This is a genomic window from Bifidobacterium sp. C0047B3 (assembly GCF_056590535.1).
The window spans coordinates 592,213-614,758 of record NZ_JBWPWH010000001.1 but is presented as its reverse complement, the minus strand read 5'-3'; the positions used below and the strand labels follow the sequence as shown (position 1 = coordinate 614,758).

Here is a 22,546-nt window from a genome sequence, read left to right as displayed (position 1 = left end):
GTATGGCATAATAAGTGATTGCGCCTCTGTGGCGGAATTGGCATACGCATCAGACTTAAAATCTGACGCCCTTACGGGCTTGTGGGTCCGAGTCCCACCGGAGGCACAAACAAAGCGCTGCACAGTTTTTAGCTGTGTGGCGCTTTTTGCTTTCTGAGTTTTTGGGTAGTCTATGCTTGGGTTGTGTTAAAATTCCACTGTGATTTGTTAGCGCAAATCCATATAATACATTGATATTTATTAGGATTTATAATGATTCGTGATAATAATTGTGCACTAGGGAAGTGCAGTAATGTTCTTCATTCTAAATATAGAAAGTTTCGTCGCTTAAGCTCACTTGCATTCATAATACTAATTTCTTTTTCTATGGTTTGTTTTAGTGGATGTGCGAATTCAAATGCAGAATTTAAATCATTACAGAAAACTTGCGAGAATTTGAAAGTTAAAGTGAATGCTGCGAGTAAGTCTCTAAAAGATGCTGTAAATGATGCAAAAAATAAAACTAGTCAGATTTCTGCCGAGGATGTAGAAGATTCTTCAGTGCTTGATAACTTGAATTCTCTATTTGATGAAGTTAAGAATGAAGATTTTTCCACAATTTCATGCTTAGCAGATAATGCTGATGATATTAAAAAATCAAATAAAGAACTTAATAATCGTTTAGAAAACTATAAAGATAAAACAAAGCAATTGCAACAAGCTTCCGATGATCTTCAGGTTTCATATAGAAAGCATGTTCTCAGTGAAGCGAAAAAAATTGCGGATGATGCAGTAGGTAAAGTTAAAGATCCTAAAGTTATTGATAATCTTAATGAAGCAATAAACAACAACGATATTGATGCAATTCCTGATGCTGTAAAAGCTGTTAATGAAAGTATTGAGGCAAAAAACAAGGAAGATGAAGAGGCTCGTAAAGAATCTCAGAAAAAGCGTCTTCCAACTACCGTAAGTAAGCAGCCTACAAATAACGTTAATCCACAGCCTCAGGAGCAGCAACCTCAGGAGCAGCAACCTCAGGAGCAGCAACCTCAAACTAATCAGGCTCAGGTATCTCAAAATTATGTTCATCCTGGATCTTTCTGCTCACAAGAAGGTGCTACTGGTGTAACAACTAAAGGAACTCCAATGGTATGTATAAGCCGTGACGGTGATAGGCCTCGTTGGAGAAGAGGATAGTTTTTACAAGTTATTTTTTTAAATTATCTATTGATGGACAGTAGTGGTTGCTACTGTCCATCAAGGTTATTTATATATTATTTTTTCTTAGACTTTACTTTTATAGAGAAAAAGAAAGTATTTAGAGTTAGAATTATTCCAATTGAGTTGTTACCAACATTGCTTGTGAGGTAAAGAGCAAATGGAAGCCAAACAATTAGTTGAGTTATCTAAGCGTATAGATAAGTGGGCAGAACAATTATTGGATACTGGTAAGCGAAATAATCTTGTAAGTTTTAAAGATCGTAAATTGTCTATAGAAATATTGAAGCCAAGTGCCAAAGAGATTTTCCAAGCGTTCTCTTCAGCTAATCCAGAGCCTTTTGAAATATTTAATCCTCCGCAGATTTTTGACGCTGATAATAGTAATGACGACTCTTCTGTACAAAATACATGCTTAGATAGTAAAAGAAATAAACGTATTTATAACAAAAACGATTTTCTTAATAAATTCTCTAATGAAATAAATTCCTCACAAGTTCTTGCTTACAGCACTTTCGGTAATCCTGTAGCTGCTGCAAGAAAGATTATGAAAACTTCCAATGAAATTATGAAAGAAACAGGTATAAACGTTGCGTATATAGCATTTGGATTTATTCATTGGAAAGATACTAATTACGCTGATACTGTTCGTTATGCTCCTATTCTTTTAATTCCTATACAGATAACAAATAAATCTCTTACTGATCCGTACATAATATCTGTACTTGATGATGAAATTCTCATAAATAAAACATTTTCGTGCAAACTCAATAATGAGTATGGCATAACTCTTCCGGAATATGAAACTGGAACAACTTTAGAAGAATATTTTGAAAGTGTGCAAAATTTAGTTTCTAAATTAGGTTGGGAAATAAGCAAAGAATGTAAAATCGGACTTTTTTCTTTCGCAAAAATAAATATGTATATGGATCTTAAGAATAATAAAAATAAGATTCTTAATAATTTAATTGTCAATAAGCTTTTAGGCGGTTCTATAGATTCTTATGACGAATCTGATGAAGATATAGATGAGTCTGAGGCTGTGAAGGATTCAATAATTGATTTATGCAATGTTGTTGATGCTGATTCTAGTCAAATTGATGCTATAGAAATGGCTAAATCTGGTAAAAGTTTTGTTTTGCAAGGCCCTCCAGGAACTGGTAAAAGTCAAACAATAACAAATATCATCGCTGAATGTCTTAACGATGGTAAAAAAGTACTATTTGTTTCAGAAAAACTTGCTGCGCTAAAAGTTGTATATAACAAAATGCAGCAGACAGGTATTGCTGACTTCTGCCTTCAACTTCATTCAAATAAAGCCAATAAGAAAGATGTTATTAAAGATATTTGTAATAACTTCGATATTCAAAAGAATGAAATTAATCAACTAAAAGTTGATGAGGAAATAAATGTTAAAGTAAAAGCAAAAGAGAAATTGGATTCTTATGATTACAATCTTCATAAAATAAATCCTGTAATTAATAAGAGTTTGTATGATTTATATGAGAGTCTTGCAAAATTTGATAAAGATCCTGATGTTATATGTGAGGTTCAAGATATATCTAAATTAGGATCAGATTATCTCGATGATGCCACTAATCTTTTAACAAAATATGTAGATTATCTTCCTACTATCGGATATGACTATCATGACAATCCTTGGTATGGGTATTTGAATCGAAATCTTTCCATTATGGAAGAAATTCGGATAAAGAATAGTGTTTCTTCTTCTGTTGATACGTTAGAAAAGTTATCGCAAATATCGAATGATATTTCTGAGCGTTATAATATTTGCTGCAAAAATTTGGCAGATATTTTCTTCTGGAGAAGTTTCTTTGAACTTGTTGGTGGTTCGTATTTAATTACTCCTGTTCTTCTAAATAAGCGCAATTTTGATATGGCTTATGATTCTTTGCAAAAATTGCAGTCAATTAGCAATGGGATACATTCTTTGATGCAAAATCTGTCTGATTGCAATGATGATATTTATAAGTTAAATGGTGTAGAGAATTACAGTGATCTGAAACATTTTAGTGGTGCATTATCTAGGATTTTTAATTCTGATTATAAAAAGATTGTTTCTGATATACGATTGTGCAAAAAAGTAAATAAAAAACCTAAATATTATGAATCTGTTCTTTTAATGAAGAACTTATCGGAATATCAGAAGGCAATGAGTGAATATGCTCATATTGAATCCTCTGTAAAATCATTACTCGGCCCTGCATATAAGGGAATTGATACTGACTGGGATTATGTTAATAATCAGATGGAAGCTCTTAAAAATGTTATTGATAGTGGATACTCATTTGAGCCATTAGAAAAATATTCAAGTTTCTTATCTGAGAATAAATACTTCATTGAATATTCTAATCAGATTGCTGGTATTTTAAGTGAAAATAATCTTCAAAATCTAAATTATATTTTCAATAGTTTTGACAAGAAAATTGTTGATTTTAATGTTTTAACTTTGGAAGATGCTAAAACTAGACTGAACTGCTGTCTTTCATCTATTAATGGACTGAAGTATTGGTGCGTTTTTAGAGATTTACTTGTTGATCTTAAAGAGATTGGGATTCTTACATTTATTAATGATGTTATAAAGAATAATGTTAATGAAGATAGCATTGTAGGAACCTTTAAAAAGCAATTCTATTTGCAATGGATTGACTTACTTATTAGGCGTAATAGTACTCTGTCACAATTTAGTAGAATTTCGCAAGATAGAGCAGTGAAAGAATTTGCAGAAAAAGATATTGAGCAGTTTAAAATAAACCAAATAAAATTACGTGAGAAGCTTTCATCTGCATGCCCTGAGTCTAATTGTGCTTCATATGGAAGTCCTTTAAGCATGTTACTGCGCGAAAATCAGAAATCAAGAAGTAAAATGGACATACGTTCGCTTTTTAAAGAAGCTGGAGCGCTTGTTCAGAAAGTTAAGCCATGCTTTATGATGTCACCGCTAAGCGTGAGTACGTATCTTGACTATGATTCTATTAAATTCGATATTGTAATATTTGATGAAGCTTCGCAGATGTTTCCTTGGGATGCGATTTGCGCAATAAGTCGCGCGAAACAAGCTATTATTGTTGGCGATTCTAAGCAAATGCCGCCTAGTAATTTCTTTAGCACTGTTATAAATAATGGTGAAGATGATGACGAAGATGATGATGTAAGAAGCTTTGATTCTATATTGGATTTAGCTTCTGTTGTTTTGCTGCAGGTCAGATTAAGCTGGCATTATCGTAGTCGCTGTGAGCAGCTTATTGCATTTTCTAATAAGAATTTTTATGATAACAAGCTTATAAGTTTCCCATCTGCTGAGGCTGATTCTGAAGGTCTAGGAATTGATTATTACTATGCAAATGGCGAATTTGATCGTTCTTCACATAACAATAGAAAAGAAGCTGAGTATGTTGTTGATTTGATTTATAAGAACATCGATAGGTATCCTACTAGAAGTTTGGGCGTGGTTGCGTTTAGTCAAAGTCAGCAGGATCTTATCGATAAATTATTGCTAAGACGACGTCAAACTACTCCCGAAAAAGAATTTTTCTTTGATGAGAACAAGGAGGATGCGTTCTTCATAAAGAATCTTGAAACTGTACAAGGAGATGAGCGAGACACTATCATATTCAGCGTTGGCTATGGTCCAGATTCTAAAGGTACAATTTCGCTTAATTTTGGACCTTTGAATAAAAACAGCGGTGAAAAACGTTTGAATGTTGCCGTTACAAGAGCTAAATATAACATTCAAGTTGTTTCTTCTATGCATGCGATGGATATAGATCTAAGTCGCACTGAATCAGAAGGTGTTAGACTTCTGAGGGAGTATCTTGATTTTGCTGAAAATGGTGAGATTGCTTTAGAGCGCAATGAGAGTGTAGGAAATATAGATCAGTTTGATTCAGATTTTGAATTTGAAGTGTGTGAATTCTTACGAAATCATGGGTTCTCTGTAGACACGCAGGTAGGATGTTCTGGATTCAGGATTGATCTTGGCTTAAAAATGCTCAATAGTTCCGACTATGTTTTGGCGATTGAATGTGATGGTGCTACATATCATTCGTCTAAGAATGCTCGTGATCGTGACAGGCTTCGACAGACTATTTTGGAAAATATGGGTTGGAAATTCTATAGAATTTGGTCGACTGAGTGGTTTAAGAACAGGATAGTTGAGCAAGAGAAGCTTTTGGTGGCCGCTAACGAAGCTATAAAAATGAAATGCATTCATGAAGAAGATTCTTCTGATAGTAGTCCTGCTTTGTCTGATAAACGTATAGTTTCTTCGGATAATAATTCAGTTGATTTACTTGATTCCGTTCACGGTAAGCATGTAACTCATGCAGATTCTCATAATGAATATATGGAGAATATGAGTAGGCTAGAAGAAAAATCTTCAGCAAATCTCAATAATATTACACAACCGGTTGATACTAATCATTTTTCTTTTGAAAAATACAAGATGGCTGATTGCAAAAATATTTTTGATGAGCATAAAAACATAGGTTTTAAAGAAATTGTTAAGGATATTCTAGAAGTTGAAGCTCCTCTTTCAGAAAACCTTCTTTTGCAGAGGATTGTTTGGTATTTTCAACGTGAGAAAGTTACTTCAGTCGTGCAAAAAAGTTTTGATATAAAAATGCGAGGATGTGAATATTTCGGTATTATTCGTAAGAATGGCTTTATGTATTTAGAAAATAAACCTATTGTTTTCAGATTACCTGGAGATATTGTTCGTGATTTTAGTCAGATTTCACCTGAAGAGATTGGCGAAGGAATGCTTGAGATTATTAGTAAAAATGTTAAGGTAACAAAAGATGGTTTATATAAATTTATTGCAGAGCTATATGGAAAAAAGAGAATAGGAAAACACGATACTGAAGCTTTAGATAATGCTTTATTCGCGTTGATTAAATCTTGTAAAATCGTTGAAAATGATGGCCAAATAAGCTTGAGCTAATTGATGAAATATTTCATAAGCACATTACGAAGTTATATTAGTTTTCTAAAATTGGCAGTGAGAGCCTAACAAGTAATTGACAGTAGCATTACTGCTTTACGAGTTTTGTGTGACGTTTAGTTTGTAAAGAGAATTGGTGAGCAATGGGTTTAATGATGACGAACAGTTTTCAAATATTTTCTGAGTGTAAAGTTGGATTTGTCTTTATTTGTGTTAGTTGACAATGTTCTTTAAAGTTATAAGTATAACCATTATTTATTAGAATGAGGTGTGTTTTTAAAATATTGTGCGTGCATGATATTCGTTAGAGCATGTTTTACTAAAAAGTTAATTAAAGATGAATGCTGAGCTTTTTGACTTAACTGCAGCATTTCTTTCGATATTGTAACGAGATTTAGGTTCTTAAACACATTTTTTGGTTTATAACCCACATTTGCACTTTACTTAGCATATTTGCGTTTGACAATCCCGTATTTGTCTTATAGTCAGTTCGATTGTTATAATTGTTGCGAATTTGCAATGCAATAGTTGTATTGCTTAACAACTGAAGTAGAAGGTTAATTATGCTTTGTAATTTTTGCGGTAAAGAGAACGACGCAAATAGTCAAGTATGTGTTAATTGCGGAAATCGCTTAGGAAACACAAATGTACAGCAGACTGTTAAAAATACTCAGCAGCCAGCAAACGATACTTTAAATTCTGCTAAAGATGGCTTTAAGAATTTTAATGAGGCAATAGATTCAGTAATTGAAGATTCAGATCCTGAGCTTTTACATAAGTACTCTTTGATTGCTTATATGGCAGCTTCTGTTGTTGCAATTATTGCTCCATTCTTGCCACTCATTACTATAAATTGCTTGGGTGTTTCCAAGTCGATTAATTTTGTGAACAATAATAACGCTCCTGGCGATGGAATTTTTTATATAATTATTGCTATTGTTGCTTTAGTTTTTGCTTTTATGAATAAGTCAAAAATAATGATGATTGTTGGCGGTGTTGCTGCTTTATTTATGATTTTTGAGTTTTTCCATATTAATGGCAAGATGTCTTCCGTCAAATCGCAGTTTGGCGGATTCTCGATGTTTGGATCTGTAAGTTATGGCATTGGTTTCTACTTATTTATTCTCTCTGCACTTGCTTTGCTTGGATCCTCTGTATTGTACTACCTGTGTGAAAGAGTGCTAAAAGCAGAGAAATAGCATTACTTTGTAACATGTTTTATACAATGTTTATACATGTTGACGGTGTGTGATTACATAGTTGTAGATATGACTGTTTAGCAATTTGAACCCCGGCTTAGGCTGGGGTTCATTGCGTATAAGGCAAAATGCGAATGATATTGAGAAACGATATCGTCCAAATATTTTAATATTTTAGGAGGCTGGAAAGTGCATAATCATAACGATGTAATTCGAACTAATAGCACTGATTCACGCTCAAGAAGTGCGAATGAAAATGCTAACTCTTTCGATACTAATTACAACAATGCCAACGCAGCTTCCCAAGCAGAAGTAATTCACGCAAGTCATGCGCATCAGCATCGTTTGCTTCTTACGCTTTCTCTTACTGCAACTGTGTTCTTTGCTGAGGTAATTGGTTCTTTCATGACCAATTCTTTGTCGCTTCTTATAGACGCAGGTCATATGCTTACAGACATTTCGGTTCTTGCAGCTTCAACAGTTACTGCAATTCTTATGCGTCGTCGTCCAAATAGTAAGCGCACGTGGGGTTGGGCGCGTCTTGAGATTATTACAGCTGCTGCAGGAGCTCTTATTTTACTGCTTGTAGGAGTGTATGCTCTTGTTGAAGCTGGAATGCGTCTTTTTGGTAGTGGTCATCAAGGCATTCACGATGTAAATCAGCTGCTATTCTTTGGTATTCTTGGTTTAGCTGCGAATTTAGGCTCTCTTGTAATTCTTATGTCTCAATCTCAAGACAACATGAATATGCGTGCTGCATTTCTTGAGGTTATGAACGATGCTCTTGGATCTGTTGCAGTTGTAGTTTCAGCTATTGTAATGATGAGTACAGGCTGGGCAGGTTTTGATGCTGTAGCTGGCGGTATTATTGCACTTCTTATGATTCCTCGTGCGCTAAAACTTCTTAAGAATGCTGTTAAGGTTCTTCTTGAGCAGACTCCTGAAGGTCTTGATTTAAACAAAGTTCGTGAACATCTAGAACATGTTCCTCATGTTCTTGCAGTTCACGATTTGCACGCTAGTACTGTCTCTACTGGTATGCCGATTTTTATGGCACATGTTGTTGTGGATCCTAATATGACAATGTCTCAATGCTCTCAGGTGCTTTCCCAGCTTCAGGACTGCTTACGTGAGCATTTTCCTGTTTCTGTCTCTCACACTACTTTCCAGCTTGAGCCTAAAGGCTATACAACTTCCAGTTCTTCAGAGCATCATGAATAGAGTTTATAAGGTTTTGCTTATAAGTCTTGTTGCAAAGAACGTGACAAGTTTGCATAAATACGTGAATGCGTATTTCCTGTGTCGTAATTGTTTTTGAAGTAAAGTTATATTTATGCCGTTAAAAGAACTAATTGATAATACTCACAGTGAGCGTGTTCGCAGACTCGTTTCTTTAGGTCGCGCAAAGTCGCATGATTTGCAGCGTTTTTTAGTTGAAGGTCCGCAAAGTGTGCGCGAAGCTGTACGTTATGCCACAGATTCGTTATGTGATATTTATGTTACTAAAGATGCTTGTGAAGGTAATGAAAAGGAAAGTTCCCAATTTTCTTCTTTGCGGGAAATAGTTAAAGAAGCTTTATCCCGATCTTGTTATGTTCATCCTGTTGAGTCGAGTATTATGCAAAAAATTAGTGCTGATTCACAGGGAATTGTTGCGGTTGCTAATTCGAAATCTTTAGATGATACCTATGTTAGTGAGTTTAAAAATTTGCAACAATCAGCACAAGTAAAAGTAAAAAACGATTTTAAGCCTCTTCGTATTGCAGCTTGCTGGCAGGTAAGAGATCCTGGCAACGCTGGTGCTATTATTCGCGTTGCAGATGTTGCTGGATGCGATGCTGTTGTTTTTGTTGATGATTGCGTAAGCCGTTGGAATTCTAAGCTTGTGCGTTCGACTGCTGGCTCGTTATTTCATCTTCCTGTAGTGCAATTAAGCGTTCAAGACTGGTTCGAATACGCTGCAAAATCAAATATTCGAGTTATTGCAGCTGATATTTATGGAACTGACAAGATTAAACCTGTGCCATTTCCAAAAATTTTAGTCAATTCCGAGGTTATTAGTAGTTCTTTGGCTATTTTATTTGGCAATGAAGCTAGAGGCTTACCTAAAGAAGTATTGCAACAGGTTGACGATATTTCAATAATTCCAATATATGGGAAAGCGGAATCGATGAACCTTGCAACAAGTGCAGCAGTAATGCTTATGGGCTTAGCTATGTCGAGTCATGAGCGAAAAATATAACTTTGGGCAATATTTTGCAATATCGTATATAAACAATGAGTATACGTATAACACAGATAGGAAGGGTGCTGTGACCGATAATAAGCCATTCGATATTAAAGCTGTAGCTAAAGCAGTAAAAGAAGGTATTGCTAGCGTTACAGCTGCTCAAACTATGGAAGAGCTGAAGGCTGTTAAAACTAAGTATGCTGGCGCACAGTCAGTGATGACTGTTGCAAGCAAAGCAATTGGTTCTTTGCCTGCAGATCAAAAGAAGGAAGTTGGCAAAGTAATGTCAACTTTGCGAGCTGATTTTGGTCGAGCTTTTGCAGAAGCTACAGAGCGAATTAAAGCCATTGAAGAAGCTAACATGCTTTCTGCAGAAACTGTAGATATGACTCTTCCGATTAATCGGAAGCCTTTAGGTGCTCGTCATCCTATTGCTCGTATTATTGAAGATTTTGAAGACTTCTTCGTGTCTATGGGTTGGCAGATTTCTGCAGGTCCAGAAGTTGAAACTGAATGGTTTGATTTCGATGCATTGAACTTTGGTCCGGATCATCCTGCGCGCCAAATGCAGGATACTTTCTACGTTCAGGGCAATCAAGCTAAGGATGCTGCAGGCTTTGTTGGTTCAAATATGGTTTTGCGCACGCAAACTTCTTCTGATCAAGTACGTGCGTTAATTGAGCGTGGAGTTCCTCTGTATATTGCTTCTCCTGGTAGAGTGTTCCGCACTGATGAACTGGATGCAACACATACTCCAGTTTTCCATCAATGTGAAGCTTTGGCTGTAGATAAGCATTTAACAATGGCTGATTTAAAGGGTGTTCTAGATCGTTTAGCTGTTGCAATGTTTGGTCCAGATGCAAAGAGCCGCTTGCGACCAAGCTACTTCCCATTTACTGAGCCTAGTGCTGAGCTGGATCTTTGGTTCCCGGATAAAAAGGGCGGTCCAGGCTGGATTGAATGGGGTGGCTGTGGAATGGTTAACCCTAATGTGTTGAAGTCTGCAGGTTTAGATCCACAAGTGTATACCGGTTTTGCTTTTGGTGTCGGCTTGGAGAGGACTCTGCTTCTTCGCCACGATATTAACGATATGCATGATTTGGTTGAAGGCGATAAGCGCTTCAGTGAACAGTTTGTAATGGGGGAGTAAAACTCATGCCAATGGTAGATATTGACTGGCTCAAAGATCATGTTGAAGTGCCAGAAGGTTTAACATACGAACAGCTTGCTAAAGATTTAGTTCGTGTTGGTTTAGAGGAAGAAGAGATTCACACTTCTCAAGTTACCGGTCCAATTGTTGTCGGTTACGTAGTTGATGCAACTCCTGAACCGCAGAAAAATGGCAAAACTATTAATTGGTGCCATGTTGATGTCGGAGATAAATACAACGATGTTGACGAAAACGGTAAAAAAGTTCCTCGTGGCATTATTTGTGGCGCTCCTAATATGGCTGCTGGTGAAAAGGTAGTTGTTACTCTTCCTGGTGCTGTTCTGCCTGGAGATTTTAAGATTGAGCCTCGCAAAACTTACGGCCACATTTCTAACGGAATGTGCGCATCTGAGCGTGAGCTTGGTTTAGGAGATAGTCACGACGGCATTATTTTGCTTCGCGAATATGGATTCTCTAAAGCAGAATACGAGGCATTAAAGCCTGGCGATGATGCTATGGAATTACTTCATCTTAATAAGCCGATTTTGGAGATTAACATAACGCCTGATCGTGGATATGCTTTCTCTTATCGTGGTGTTGCTCGCGAATATCATCATTCAACTGGTGCTGTTTATACGGATCCTGTTTCAAAGTTGAATGAGCAGGTATCGCAAATTAATGATGAAGGTCACAAGACTTCAGATATTGACGTGAGTATTGAAGACACTAATCCAATTCATGGTGTACCTGGTTGTGATCGATATTATACGCGTGCTGTACACGGTTTTGACTCCACTTGTGCAAGCCCACGTTGGATGCAGCGTCGTTTAACGCGTGCAGGTATGCGCAGTATCTCTCTTGCTGTTGATATCACTAATTATGTCATGCTTGATTTGGGTCAACCTCTTCATGCTTATGATTTAGACAAAATTGAAGGTCCAATTGTAGTTCGTCGTGCACATGAGGGCGAACATCTTACGACTTTGGATGGCAAAGATCATGAATTGCATGTTGAGGATTTAGTTATTTGCGATTCTCCTCGTGGAAACCATGGTTCACGCGTGCTTGGCTTAGCAGGTGTTATGGGCGGCATGTATGGCGAAGTTACGAGTGAAACGAAAAATATTTTGATTGAGGCAGCTCACTTTGATCCCGTTTCAATTGCTCGCACTGCTCGTCGTCATAAGATTCCTTCTGAGGCTTCTCGTCGTTTTGAGCGTGGCGTTGATACTCAATTGCAGCCAGCAGCTGCACAAATGGCTGCAAATCTTTTGGAACAGTTTGGTGGAGCTAAGCCATCTACATCGCCGTGTGATGTCAATAATACTCAGTCGCGAAATGTGATTGTGTTCAAAGCTAATGAAGTGCAGCGAGTTGCCGGTTTGGATGTTGATTTGAATCGCATTAGCGATATTCTTACCGATATCGGTTGCTCTGTTGCTGGTGGTGGCAATGGATCCTTCTCCGTTCTTCCTCCAACTTGGCGTCCTGATTTGAATGAGCCTTGCGATCTAGTAGAAGAAATTGCTCGACTTATTGGATACGATGAGATTCCTGTTAAGGTTCCTGCTGTTCCTGTTACTGGTCGAACTGGCTTAACTGCGCAACAGCAAACTAGACGAGCTATTGCTTATGAGTTAGCGGAAACTGGTTTTGTTGAATCTTTAAGCTATCCATTTGTTGGTGAGGAAGATATTAAAGCTTTCCGTCAAAATGTGGACGAAGTTGCTGAAGTAAGTGTTCGTATTGCCAATCCTTTAGCTGGAGACAGGCCTTGGCTTCGTCGTTCTGTTTTGATGACTTTGGCTGGTACTGTTCGACGCAATCTTCATCGTGGTTTAACAGATATTTCCATGTATGAGCTTGGTCATGTGTACTTTAGCGATCCAAATGCTCCTGCAATTCCTGCATTACCTGGTTCTGTTAGACCTTCTAATGCTGAGCTTGCTGCGTTGGATGCTGGATTACCGGAACAACCTTTGCATGTTGCTGCTTTGCTAACTGGTCATGCTGAAGAAACTGGTTGGCTTGGTACTCATAGAGATGTTGATTGGAGCGATGCTGTTGAAGCACTCCAGCGAGTTGGTAAGAGAATTGGTGTTAAGTTCATTCTCGAACAGTTTAAAGCTCAAGATGCTCCATCTTCTTGGCATCCTGGTCGTAGTGCTCAAGTTTGTGTTCTTGCTGAAGATGGTTCAAGCGTCAATCTCGGTGTTGTTGGCGAGTTACATCCGCATGTTTGCGAAGCATTAGATTTACCTAAGCATTCTGCAGCATTCGAGCTTGATTTAACTGAATTGTTTAAGAATATGCTTATGAAGCCTGTTCAAGCTAAACCAATTTCGACTTTCCCTCCTGTAAAGCAAGATTTTGCTTTCACTGCACCAATTGAGTTGAAAGCGAATGAATTGCAGTCTGCTATTGAAAAGTCTGCTGGAGATTTGCTTGAATCTGTTGAGTTGTTCGACGTGTATGAGGGTGAGCAGCTTGGAGAAGGCTTACGTTCTCTTGCTTATTCCGTAACGTTCCGAGCAAATGATAGAACACTTTCTGGCGAAGAGATGGAAGAAGTTCGTAAGAAGATTACGGATGCTGCTGAAGTCTTGCACGCAACTTTGCGAGTGTAAAATATAATATATTTTAGTTAATGCGATTGTGCATACGTTCTAATAATAGTATGCATAATCGCATTTATTGTATTATTGACTCTTTTTCTTTTTATGTAAAGTAACATCTATTTTTTTAAATAAAATATAGCGTTTTTATGCATAATAGATATGTGTGAGGAAGAACACATAAATAATTTTTTTATGCATGTAGATATGTATACACATATTCGTATATATTTAATTGAAAATATGTTTATGAAAGGTTTTGATAAAACTATGATGAATCCAGAAACGGATGCAGAATCAAATAACGAAGTGTCAATAAAGCAGCAACGTCCTGCAACAAAAGCAGCGCGTTTAAACGCTATTGAACAAGCGTTACTGGCAGAAGTGATTACTTCCCAGTCTCAACTCGCTAAAGTGTTGGCGCGTCATGGTTTTAATGTTACTCAAGCTACTTTGAGCCGAGATTTAGATGAGTTAAATGCCGTTAAAATTCGATTGACGGATGGCAGGATTGCGTATGTACTGGGCGATGGTACTGGCAATCGTCATGCTATGGATACTGTGCGAATTGATCAGCAAGTTGCTCGCACTTTAGCAGGTCTTGTCACTGAAGTTGGACATGCAAATAATATTGTTGTTATTCACACTCCATCAGGCGCTGCACAATACGTTGCAAGTGTTATAGATCGTCAACCTTTGAAAGGTATTTTAGGATCAGTTGCTGGAGATGATACAGTTATTATGGTTTGCGTTTCAAATGAAGAAGCTGAAAATCGAGCAAATTGGATGCTTTCAGTAGCTTCTCGTTAAATAATCTATTAAGAAGTATTGTGTTTATTTAAATAAGAGTTGTATTAAAAAATAATTTTGCAGTAGAAGAGAAGATTTATACGCGTGCAGTGCATTGTTGAGCTGCACGCGTTTTTATATGCATAACTATAATCGATATATTTTTTGTATTTTGTAATAATTCTCCGAAGATTATAAAAATATAATAATTTTTTGGCGCGTCTGTTGATTTTATTTTATATGTATAATATGCTCTTTATTGTTTATTTATTCAATATATGACCTGGGAGGTCACAATGACTAATAAAAAACGTATTGTCTTGGCGTATTCAGGTGGCCTCGATACTTCGGTAGCAATTCCATACCTTAAAGAGCAAACAGGTCAAGACGTTGTAGCTGTGTCGCTAAATGTTGGTCAAGGCGGTGAAGCGCTTGAAGTAATTAAAAATCGTGCTTTGGCTTGTGGTGCAGTTGAAGCATATGTTGTCGATGCTCGCGAAGAATTCGCAGATAATTATTGCATGCTTGCATTAAAAGCTAACGCAATGTATGAAGACGTGTATCCATTGGTTTCTGCTCTTTCTAGGCCTTTGATTACTCGCCACTTAGTTAATGCAGCTCATCAATTTGATGCAGATACAATTGCTCATGGTTGCACTGGCAAAGGAAACGATCAGGTTCGTTTTGAAGTTGCAATCCAATCTTTGGATCCAGAATTAAAAGCTATTAGCCCAATTCGAGACTTGTCACTTACTCGTGATGTTGAAATAGAGTTCGCTAACGAGCACAAGCTTCCAATTGAACAGAGCAAGAAAAGCCCATATTCGATTGACCAAAACGTGTGGGGTCGTGCAATTGAAACCGGTTTCCTAGAAGATCCATGGAATGCTCCGACTGAAGAGTGCTATTCTTATACGCAAAATCCTCTTGAATCTCAAGAACCGGATGAAGTTACAATTACTTTTGAAAAAGGTGTTCCAGTCGCAATTGACGGTCATAGTGTAACGCCTTTGCAAGCAATTGAAGAAATGAATGCAAGAGCTGGAGCGCAAGGAATTGGACGAATCGATATTATTGAAGATCGTCTTGTAGGAATTAAATCTCGTGAATTGTACGAAGTTCCAGGTGCTCAAGCTTTAATTGTTGCACACCAAGAGCTTGAAAATTGCTGCCTGGAGCGTGAACAGCACAGGTTAAAGCGTGCTCTTGATAAAAAGTGGGCTGAATTTGTCTATGACGGTCAGTGGTTCTCTCCAGTTGTGCGTTCTCTTAACGCATTTATTAATGAAACTCAAGAGCATGTTTCTGGAGAAATTCGAATGACTATGTATGCTGGCAAAGCTGTAGTTACTGGACGCCGTTCTGAGGAATCATTGTATGACTTTAATTTAGCTACGTATGATTCTTCGGATACATTTGATCAGCGTGCTTCCAATGGATTCATTGAAATCTACGGATTGTCTAGCAAGGTTGCAGCAGCAAGAGATATGCGCGTTGCAAACAACAACTAATACGATATATATAAAAAAGATATAAAGGTAATAAACTATGCACGATGCAACAAAAGCAGCAGCCGCAGAACTAGAAAATAATGAAACTAATAATACTAATCACCCTATTGCATTGTGGGGTGGACGATTTAGTTCAGGCCCTTCAGCAGAGCTAGCGAAACTAAGCAAGTCCACACAATTTGATTGGAGATTAGCGGATGATGATATTGCTGGTTCTAGAGCTCATGCGCATGCGTTGCATCGTGCAGGTCTTCTTAACGAAAAAGAGTATGCTGATTTATCTTGTGCATTAGATGAATTGCAAAAGCGTGTAGATGACGGAACTTTCGCACCCATTGAGGAAGATGAAGATGAAGCTACAGCATTAGAGCGCGGTTTACTTGAAATTGCTGGAAATGATCTTGGTGGAAAGCTTCGTGCAGGTCGATCTAGGAATGATCAAATTGCAGCTTTAATACGTATGTTTTTGCGTAGGCATGCGCGCGTTATTGCATCATTATTGTTGTCAGTTTGCCAAGCGTTGCTGAATCAATCAAAAAATGCAAAAGACGCAGTGATGCCGGGTCGCACTCACATGCAACACGCTCAACCAATTTTGCTTGCGCATCAGTTAATGGCACATGTTTGGCCGCTTTTACGAGATGTAAATCGCTTCATAGATTGGGATTTGCGTGCAGATGAAAGCCCTTATGGGGCAGGAGCTTTGGCAGGCAATACTCTTGGTCTTAATCCAGAAGAAGTAGCTAAAGAGCTTGGTTTTTCTAAAGTTTGCGCTAATTCTATAGACGCAACTGCAAGTAGAGACTTAGTCGCAGAATTTTCATTCATCGCAGCAATGGTTGGCGTTGATATATCACGATTAAGTGAAGAAATTATTATTTGGAATACTCAAGAATTTGCATTTGTTCGTTTAGATGATGCTTATTCAACTGGTTCATCGATTATGCCTCAAAAAAAGAATCCAGATATTGCGGAACTTGCTCGCGGTAAAGCTGGTAGATTAATAGGCGATTTAACTGGTTTAATGGCAACTCTTAAAGGTCTTCCTACTGCTTATGCTCGCGATTTGCAAGAAGATAAAGAAGCTGTTTTTGATCAAATTGACACTTTAGAAGTGCTTCTTCCAGCTTTTGCTGGAATGGTAGAAACTATGAAATTTGATCTAAATAGACTTTATGAACAGTCTTCTACTGGTTTCGCTCTTGCTACAGACATTGCAGAATGGCTTGTAAAAAAGGGTGTTCCATTCCGTAATGCTCATACTTTGTCTGGTTTGTGTGTAAAGCGAGCTGAGGAAATTGGGGGAGATCTTGCTGATTTAAGCGATGATGATTTTTCAAATATTATAAGCGGTTTTGTTGATAGCGCAGAAATTGCGGATATTAGAACAATATTGACTAGTGCTGGATCTGTGTCTGCCAGATGCGGTCGTGGCGGTACAGCCTTTGTTCGAGTTAAAGAGCAAATTTTAGAGGCTGAAAACGCAATGGATAATTATTATAAATTTGCAAATTCAAAAAGCGATGGTTCTGCTTATATCTCGCCTATAAAATAATTTTAAAAATTAGATTATTAGCTGTTACGCTATAGTGCCAAGTATCGTACTTTATGATATTTGGCACTTTTTATTATGCGTGTCGTCATGTGCTGCAAAAATTGAAAGGCTTGTGGACGCGCAAAGCGCCCGATATTTATCGGTATTCTGTATTAAGGAGATACGAATGGCTCAGGTCAGGAACTACAAGGAAGCAGGTTTTGCTTCTTTGTTTGAAGAGCTTAAGTGGCGTGGATTAATTTCACAATCTACTGATGAGCAGCAACTTGCTCAAGCGCTTGACGGAGAACCATTAACGTATTATTGCGGTTACGATCCTACTGCTGCTTCATTGCATATTGGTAATCTTGTGCAGCTTATTAATATGCGTCACTTGCAGGCTGCAGGTCATCATCCTATTGCTTTAGTTGGTGGTGCCACTGGTTTGATTGGTGATCCTCGTCAAAGCGGAGAACGCACTCTTAATTCTAAGGATATTGTGGCTGGCTGGGCTGAACGCTTGCGTAAGCAGATTGGTCGAATTTTGCCTCTTGATGGTGAAAATCCTGTTCGTTTTGTCAGCAATTACGACTGGGTTTCTAAGATGTCTGCTATCGACTTCTTGCGTGATGTTGGTAAGAATTTCCGTGTTGGCACAATGCTTTCTAAGGATATTGTGGCTCGCCGCTTAAATTCTGACGAAGGTATTTCTTTTGCTGAGTTTAGTTATCAAGTTTTGCAAGGCAACGACTTTTTGTACTTGTTTGATAATTACAACGTAACTTTGCAACTTGGCGGTTCGGATCAGTGGGGTAATCTCACTTCCGGCATGGATTTGATTCGTAAGGTTCGCGGCGCATCAGTAAACGTGTTTACTAGCCCAATTATTACAGATAATCAAGGTCGTAAGTTTGGCAAGTCAGAAGGTAACGCCATGTGGCTTGATCCTTCTATGCTTAGCCCTTATCGCTTCTACCAGTTCTGGTTCAATCAGCCTGATGATGAAGTTGTTAAGTTGCTTAAGGTGTTCACTTTCTTGCCAAAAGATGAAATTGAGCGTTTAGCTCAGCAAATTCAGGATGATCCTGGAAGTCGTGAAGCTCAGCGCGTACTTGCGTGGGAAGTTACAAGTTTCGTTCACGGTGAAGATTTAACGAACCAGGCTATTGAAGCTTCTTCCGCTTTGTTTGGACGTGGTGATCTTTGCAATATTGATGAGCAGACTCTTGAAGCTGCTTTAGATGGCGTTAAGGTTAAGGCTGAAGACGGTAGTTTAGATTTCGCTAAGGCTAAAGTTGCAGATCGTGTTGTTGAGGCTGCAGTTGCCGCAGGTCTGTTCCGCACTGTTTCCGAAGCTCGTCGCGCTATTGAAGCAGGCGGTTTGTATCTGAATAATGAACGTGTAAGTGGTGTCGACGATGTGTTAAGTGAGGGCTCTTTCTTGCACGGTCGTTTCGCTTTGCTTCGCCGCGGCAAGAAAGCTATCGGTGCCGTAGAGCGCGCTTAATAAATGTTTGTGATTTATTAAAAAATACATCTGTTGTAAGCTTGCTGCTTGATGTATGCTATAGCTTGCTTACAGCAGATGTTTAGTTGTTTTATGAATATAATTAAAATGTGATTTTGTAATAAAATTGCACATAGATGAGAGGTATGCCAGAATGGGCGAAGAACGCGAACACTCGCGGAGTGGTAAGAAATCTTTTGGTGAACGTGGCGGATTTGGTCATCGCAATGGTGGTAAAAGTAGCGAGCGTCGCGGCGGTTTCCATAAAGATGGTTTCCATAAAGGCGGTTTTAAGAAGGGTGGTTTCCGCCGTAATGATGATGACCGTGAAGAGAGCTTCCACTCTGGCGTAAAGCGTGATGGTGATCGTCGTTTTAACCGTCATGACGATCGTAAAGATGACCGTCGCGGTGGTTTTAAGAAGAATGGTTTTAAGAAGGACGGATTCCGCTCAGAGAATCGCGATAATGATCGTCGCTTTGATCGTAACCGTCATTTTGATCGTGTAGATGATCGTCGTGATGACCGTCGCTCTAGAGATTTTGAACATTCTGGTGAAGAAGGTGGCAACCCACGCTACAAGAAGTTTGATGGTGAGCATCGTTTTAACCATCGTGACGATCGCAGGGATAATCGTCGTGAGAACCATCGCAATGGCGATTTCCATAAAGATTTCCATAAAGGCTCTAAGGGTGGCTTCCGTGATGACCGCAGAGACGATCGTCGCGATGAGCGCAGAGATAATGAGCGTCGTTTTGATCGTCGTGACAATCGCAGAGATGACCGCAGAGACGATCGTCGCACAAATTCGCGTAGTAACTTCCGTTTTGAAGATGGTCCACGCCGCAATTCTGACGGAACTGTTTCTTATCCATCTCAAAATCCTTATACAGCACGTCGCCCTGGTGAGCCTAAGATGCCAAAAGGTTTGGAATGGGCAATGCTTTCTAAAGAAGATCGCGAGCGTTTGCGCGGTCTTTCAAAGGAGCATGCTGAAAATATTGGTCTTCATATTCTTGCGGCCTATACTTTGCAAGAAGAAAATCCTGAACTTGCATTAGAACATGCAAAGTGGGCTGCTAAGCAAGCATCTCGTATTGATTTTGCTCGCGAAACTTTAGCTTTTGTGGCCTATCGTCAGGGCGATTACAAGCTTGCTTCTAAGGAATTCCGCACTGCAATGCGAATGAATGGTTACCTCGATTATTTGCCATTTATTGCCGATTGCGAGCGCGGTATGGGAAATCTAGATAAGGCTTTAGAAATTTGCATGTCAGATGAAGCAAAAACCTTAAGAGGAGAAGTAAAAGCCGAAATGTTCCTCGTTTATGCAGGTGTTTTGGCTGATACTGGTCATGCTGATAAGGCTATTGAATTGGTTCATGCAATGGGTCGTTCAAAGGGTCTTCCTGGGGAGTATCGTATGCGTGCAGTTCAAGCAGAACAATACTTCTTGGAAGAAGCCGGTCGTAGTGACGAAGCAATTGAATTAGAGTCTTTGCTTGATAAGCTTGAGCAACAGTATGCTGATGTTGATGACGAAGATATAAATCCTGATGATATTGTTATCGACTATGATTTAGAGCATTTGAATGATGACATGATGGATGAAATTGGCATGAGTGAAGATGATGCTCAATTTGCTCCTGATGAAGATACTGATGAAGAATCTGATGCAACTGAAGATTCTGAAGATTCTGAAGATTTAGAAGAGTCAGAAGAAACAAGTAACTCTGAGAATGTGGATAATACGGATACTATCGAGATGAGTGCTGTTCACTCTGACGAAGAGTAGTTCGTAACATTTGGATATTTGCGCCCGGCTGCTTTTAAGTAAGCCGGGCACTTGCTGCTTTAAGAGTTGATATTTATAAAATAGGCTTAATAAAATTTGAATCTAAATTAAGTGCAGTGATTAGCAAACTTAAATGAGGTATAGTATGCAAGTTGAAACGAAAAAGAATTTTTCTTCATGTAATCGTCCGTTAAGCGATGCATTTCGTTTAGCACTGCTTGATTTAGATGGTGTTGTATATCGTGGTGGAAATGCTGTTGAATATGCGTCTGATTCCATTTTGTTTGCGCAAAAAAATGGAATGGCAATTGAATACACAACTAATAATTCTTCGCGTTTCCAATCTGTTGTTGCAAAACAACTGGAAAGTTTTGGCTTAAAAGTAGAACCATGGCAGATTATAACGTCTTCTGTTGTTGCAGCAAGAATGGTAGCTCGCAATGTTGAGAAAGGATCTAAAGTTCTTGTTCTCGGCGCTGAACATTTGCGTCAAGAAGTGCAACGCGTAGGATTACAACTCGTAGATTCGTGCGAAGATAATCCTAAAGCTGTTATTCAAGGCTGGTATCCTCAAATGACATGGCAAGAAATGGCGGAAGTTTCTTTCGCTGTTGAGCATGGTGCAAAATATTTCGTTACTAACCGCGACTTAACTATTCCAAGAGAGCATGGTATTGCTCCTGGATGCGGTTCCATGATTCAAGCTGTTATTAATGCTACGGGTGTAGAGCCTATTTCGTCTGCTGGAAAACCAGAATCTGCAATGTATGATGAAGCAAGGTTTTTGGTTGCTGCTAATGCTAAGCATGATGATTCTGAATGTGAAGAATACACTGAAAAAGACGAGTATGGGAATCCTGTAATTAGTATTGAGCATTCATTAGCAGTTGGAGATCGTTTAGATACTGATATTGAGGCTGGAACAAGAGGAGGCTATGCTTCATTACTTGTTCTTACTGGAGTTACAGATCCTCGCATGCTTATGCTTGCGCCAAAACATTTGCGTCCAAGTTTTGTTTCTAAAGACTTGCGAGGATTAAACGAATCTCATAACGCTCCTGAACGAGTTAACGGTAGTACTTTTACTTGTGAAGATGCTATAGCAAGAGTTGTGAATAATAATATTATTGAAGTTAATAACACTAACGATTGCAATGCTTTAAGAGCTGCTTGCGCGCTGGCATGGAGCTTGCAAGATTGCGGTGAAAATATGGAAAATTATACTCTTCCGGAGTTTTCCTTATGACTGTGAATGAGGATTTAAGTAAACTTTCAAATAGCAATATTTCACAACGCTTAGATTGCGCTTTGGTTAATCGTGGTTTAGCAGAAAGTAGGACAACTGCTCAGCGTTTAATTCGTGCTGGCGTAGTGAATGTTGACAATCGAAATATTACGAAATCCTCATTTTTAGTAAACGATTCACATACAATAACAATCGACGAATCAAAAAATACGCAATCTTGTATTAGATACGTTTCTCGTGGAGCACTTAAGTTAGAAGGTGCTTTCGAAGCGTTTTCTAAAAATGGTTTAACTACTTCCAAATCAACTAAAGCTCTAGATATAGGTGCATCAACAGGCGGTTTTTGCGACGTTCTTTTGCAAAGAGGTGTTAATTCTGTAATAGCTTTAGATGTTGGTCATGGTCAATTGCATCCAAAAATAGCTAACAATTCACATGTAATTGAAATGAGTGGCGTAAATATTCGAGATGTGTACGAAGAGAACTTGCCATATAAGCCAAATCTTATAGTTTCGGACGTTTCTTTTATTTCTCTAACGCTTGTTATTCCAGTAATTTCTAGAATAGCTCAATTGCATGCAGATATTGTGCTTTTAGTTAAGCCGCAATTTGAAGTAGGAAAAGGAAACCTTGGAAAAGGTGGAATAGTAACTGACGAAACTTTAAGAATTAAAGCTTTAGAAACAATAAAAAGTTGTGCAAACCAAAACGGTCTAAAGGTTATCTCCTCTTGCGAATCTCCTATTGAAGGAACGCATGGCAATACGGAGTACCTTCTTTATGCACGTTACGAGAAATAAATTAATCATT

General features: G+C 38.3%; 14 protein-coding genes and 1 tRNA gene. All 15 read left to right on the top strand.

What is annotated here, in order from left to right; all coding sequences use genetic code 11:
* Positions 1-22 precede the first annotated feature (22 nt).
* The 15 genes from AC1EKT_RS02345 to AC1EKT_RS02275 all read left to right on the top strand — a co-directional run bounded on the left by AC1EKT_RS02345 (position 23) and on the right by AC1EKT_RS02275 (position 22,536).
* Positions 23-106: transfer RNA gene (locus tag AC1EKT_RS02345), tRNA-Leu, on the top strand.
* 260 nt (positions 107-366) lie between these two features.
* Entirely contained in the window at positions 367-1,176 is an 810-nt protein-coding gene (locus tag AC1EKT_RS02340) for a hypothetical protein (protein ID WP_481615974.1), read from the top strand.
* A 181-nt stretch (positions 1,177-1,357) separates the two neighbouring features.
* Positions 1,358-6,160 carry a DUF4011 domain-containing protein gene (locus tag AC1EKT_RS02335; RefSeq protein ID WP_481615973.1) on the top strand — a complete coding sequence of 1,601 codons (4,803 nt, stop codon included), beginning with the start codon at positions 1,358-1,360 and terminating at the stop codon, positions 6,158-6,160.
* A gap of 563 nt (positions 6,161-6,723) precedes the next feature.
* A complete protein-coding gene (locus AC1EKT_RS02330; RefSeq protein WP_481615972.1) occupies positions 6,724-7,359 on the top strand; it encodes a zinc ribbon domain-containing protein in 636 nt (211 codons plus the stop codon).
* 189 nt (positions 7,360-7,548) lie between these two features.
* The gene (locus AC1EKT_RS02325) at positions 7,549-8,580 is read left to right on the top strand and encodes a cation diffusion facilitator family transporter (protein ID WP_415683869.1); all 1,032 of its coding nucleotides are present in this window, start codon (positions 7,549-7,551) and stop codon (positions 8,578-8,580) included.
* Between the two features lie 112 nt (positions 8,581-8,692).
* Positions 8,693-9,601 carry a TrmH family RNA methyltransferase gene (locus AC1EKT_RS02320; protein WP_415686902.1) on the top strand — a complete coding sequence of 303 codons (909 nt, stop codon included), beginning with the start codon at positions 8,693-8,695 and terminating at the stop codon, positions 9,599-9,601.
* A 70-nt stretch (positions 9,602-9,671) separates the two neighbouring features.
* Positions 9,672-10,739 (top strand): phenylalanine--tRNA ligase subunit alpha, encoded by a 1,068-nt coding sequence (pheS, locus tag AC1EKT_RS02315; RefSeq protein WP_415686901.1) that lies wholly within the window; start codon positions 9,672-9,674, stop codon positions 10,737-10,739.
* A 5-nt stretch (positions 10,740-10,744) separates the two neighbouring features.
* Positions 10,745-13,366 (top strand): phenylalanine--tRNA ligase subunit beta, encoded by a 2,622-nt coding sequence (pheT, locus tag AC1EKT_RS02310; RefSeq protein WP_481615971.1) that lies wholly within the window; start codon positions 10,745-10,747, stop codon positions 13,364-13,366.
* Positions 13,367-13,624: 258 nt separating this feature from the next.
* The gene (locus tag AC1EKT_RS02305; RefSeq protein ID WP_032842537.1) at positions 13,625-14,164 is read left to right on the top strand and encodes an arginine repressor; all 540 of its coding nucleotides are present in this window, start codon (positions 13,625-13,627) and stop codon (positions 14,162-14,164) included.
* Positions 14,165-14,439: 275 nt separating this feature from the next.
* Entirely contained in the window at positions 14,440-15,654 is a 1,215-nt protein-coding gene (locus tag AC1EKT_RS02300; RefSeq protein WP_076002803.1) for an argininosuccinate synthase, read from the top strand.
* A gap of 37 nt (positions 15,655-15,691) precedes the next feature.
* Positions 15,692-17,209 carry an argininosuccinate lyase gene (gene argH, locus AC1EKT_RS02295; protein ID WP_415687312.1) on the top strand — a complete coding sequence of 506 codons (1,518 nt, stop codon included), beginning with the start codon at positions 15,692-15,694 and terminating at the stop codon, positions 17,207-17,209.
* Between the two features lie 166 nt (positions 17,210-17,375).
* Positions 17,376-18,695, top strand: coding sequence for a tyrosine--tRNA ligase (gene tyrS, locus AC1EKT_RS02290; protein WP_004119411.1), 1,320 nt, complete (start codon positions 17,376-17,378; stop codon positions 18,693-18,695).
* A 154-nt stretch (positions 18,696-18,849) separates the two neighbouring features.
* Positions 18,850-20,490, top strand: a complete 1,641-nt coding sequence (locus tag AC1EKT_RS02285; protein ID WP_481615970.1) for a tetratricopeptide repeat protein — start codon at positions 18,850-18,852, stop codon at positions 20,488-20,490.
* 145 nt (positions 20,491-20,635) lie between these two features.
* Entirely contained in the window at positions 20,636-21,736 is a 1,101-nt protein-coding gene (locus AC1EKT_RS02280) for an HAD-IIA family hydrolase (protein WP_012914105.1), read from the top strand.
* Complete coding sequence (locus tag AC1EKT_RS02275; protein WP_415687307.1) at positions 21,733-22,536, top strand: TlyA family RNA methyltransferase; 804 nt, start codon at positions 21,733-21,735, stop codon at positions 22,534-22,536. The genes AC1EKT_RS02280 and AC1EKT_RS02275 overlap by 4 nt, the downstream gene beginning before the upstream one ends.
* The last annotated feature ends 10 nt before the right edge of the window (positions 22,537-22,546 follow it).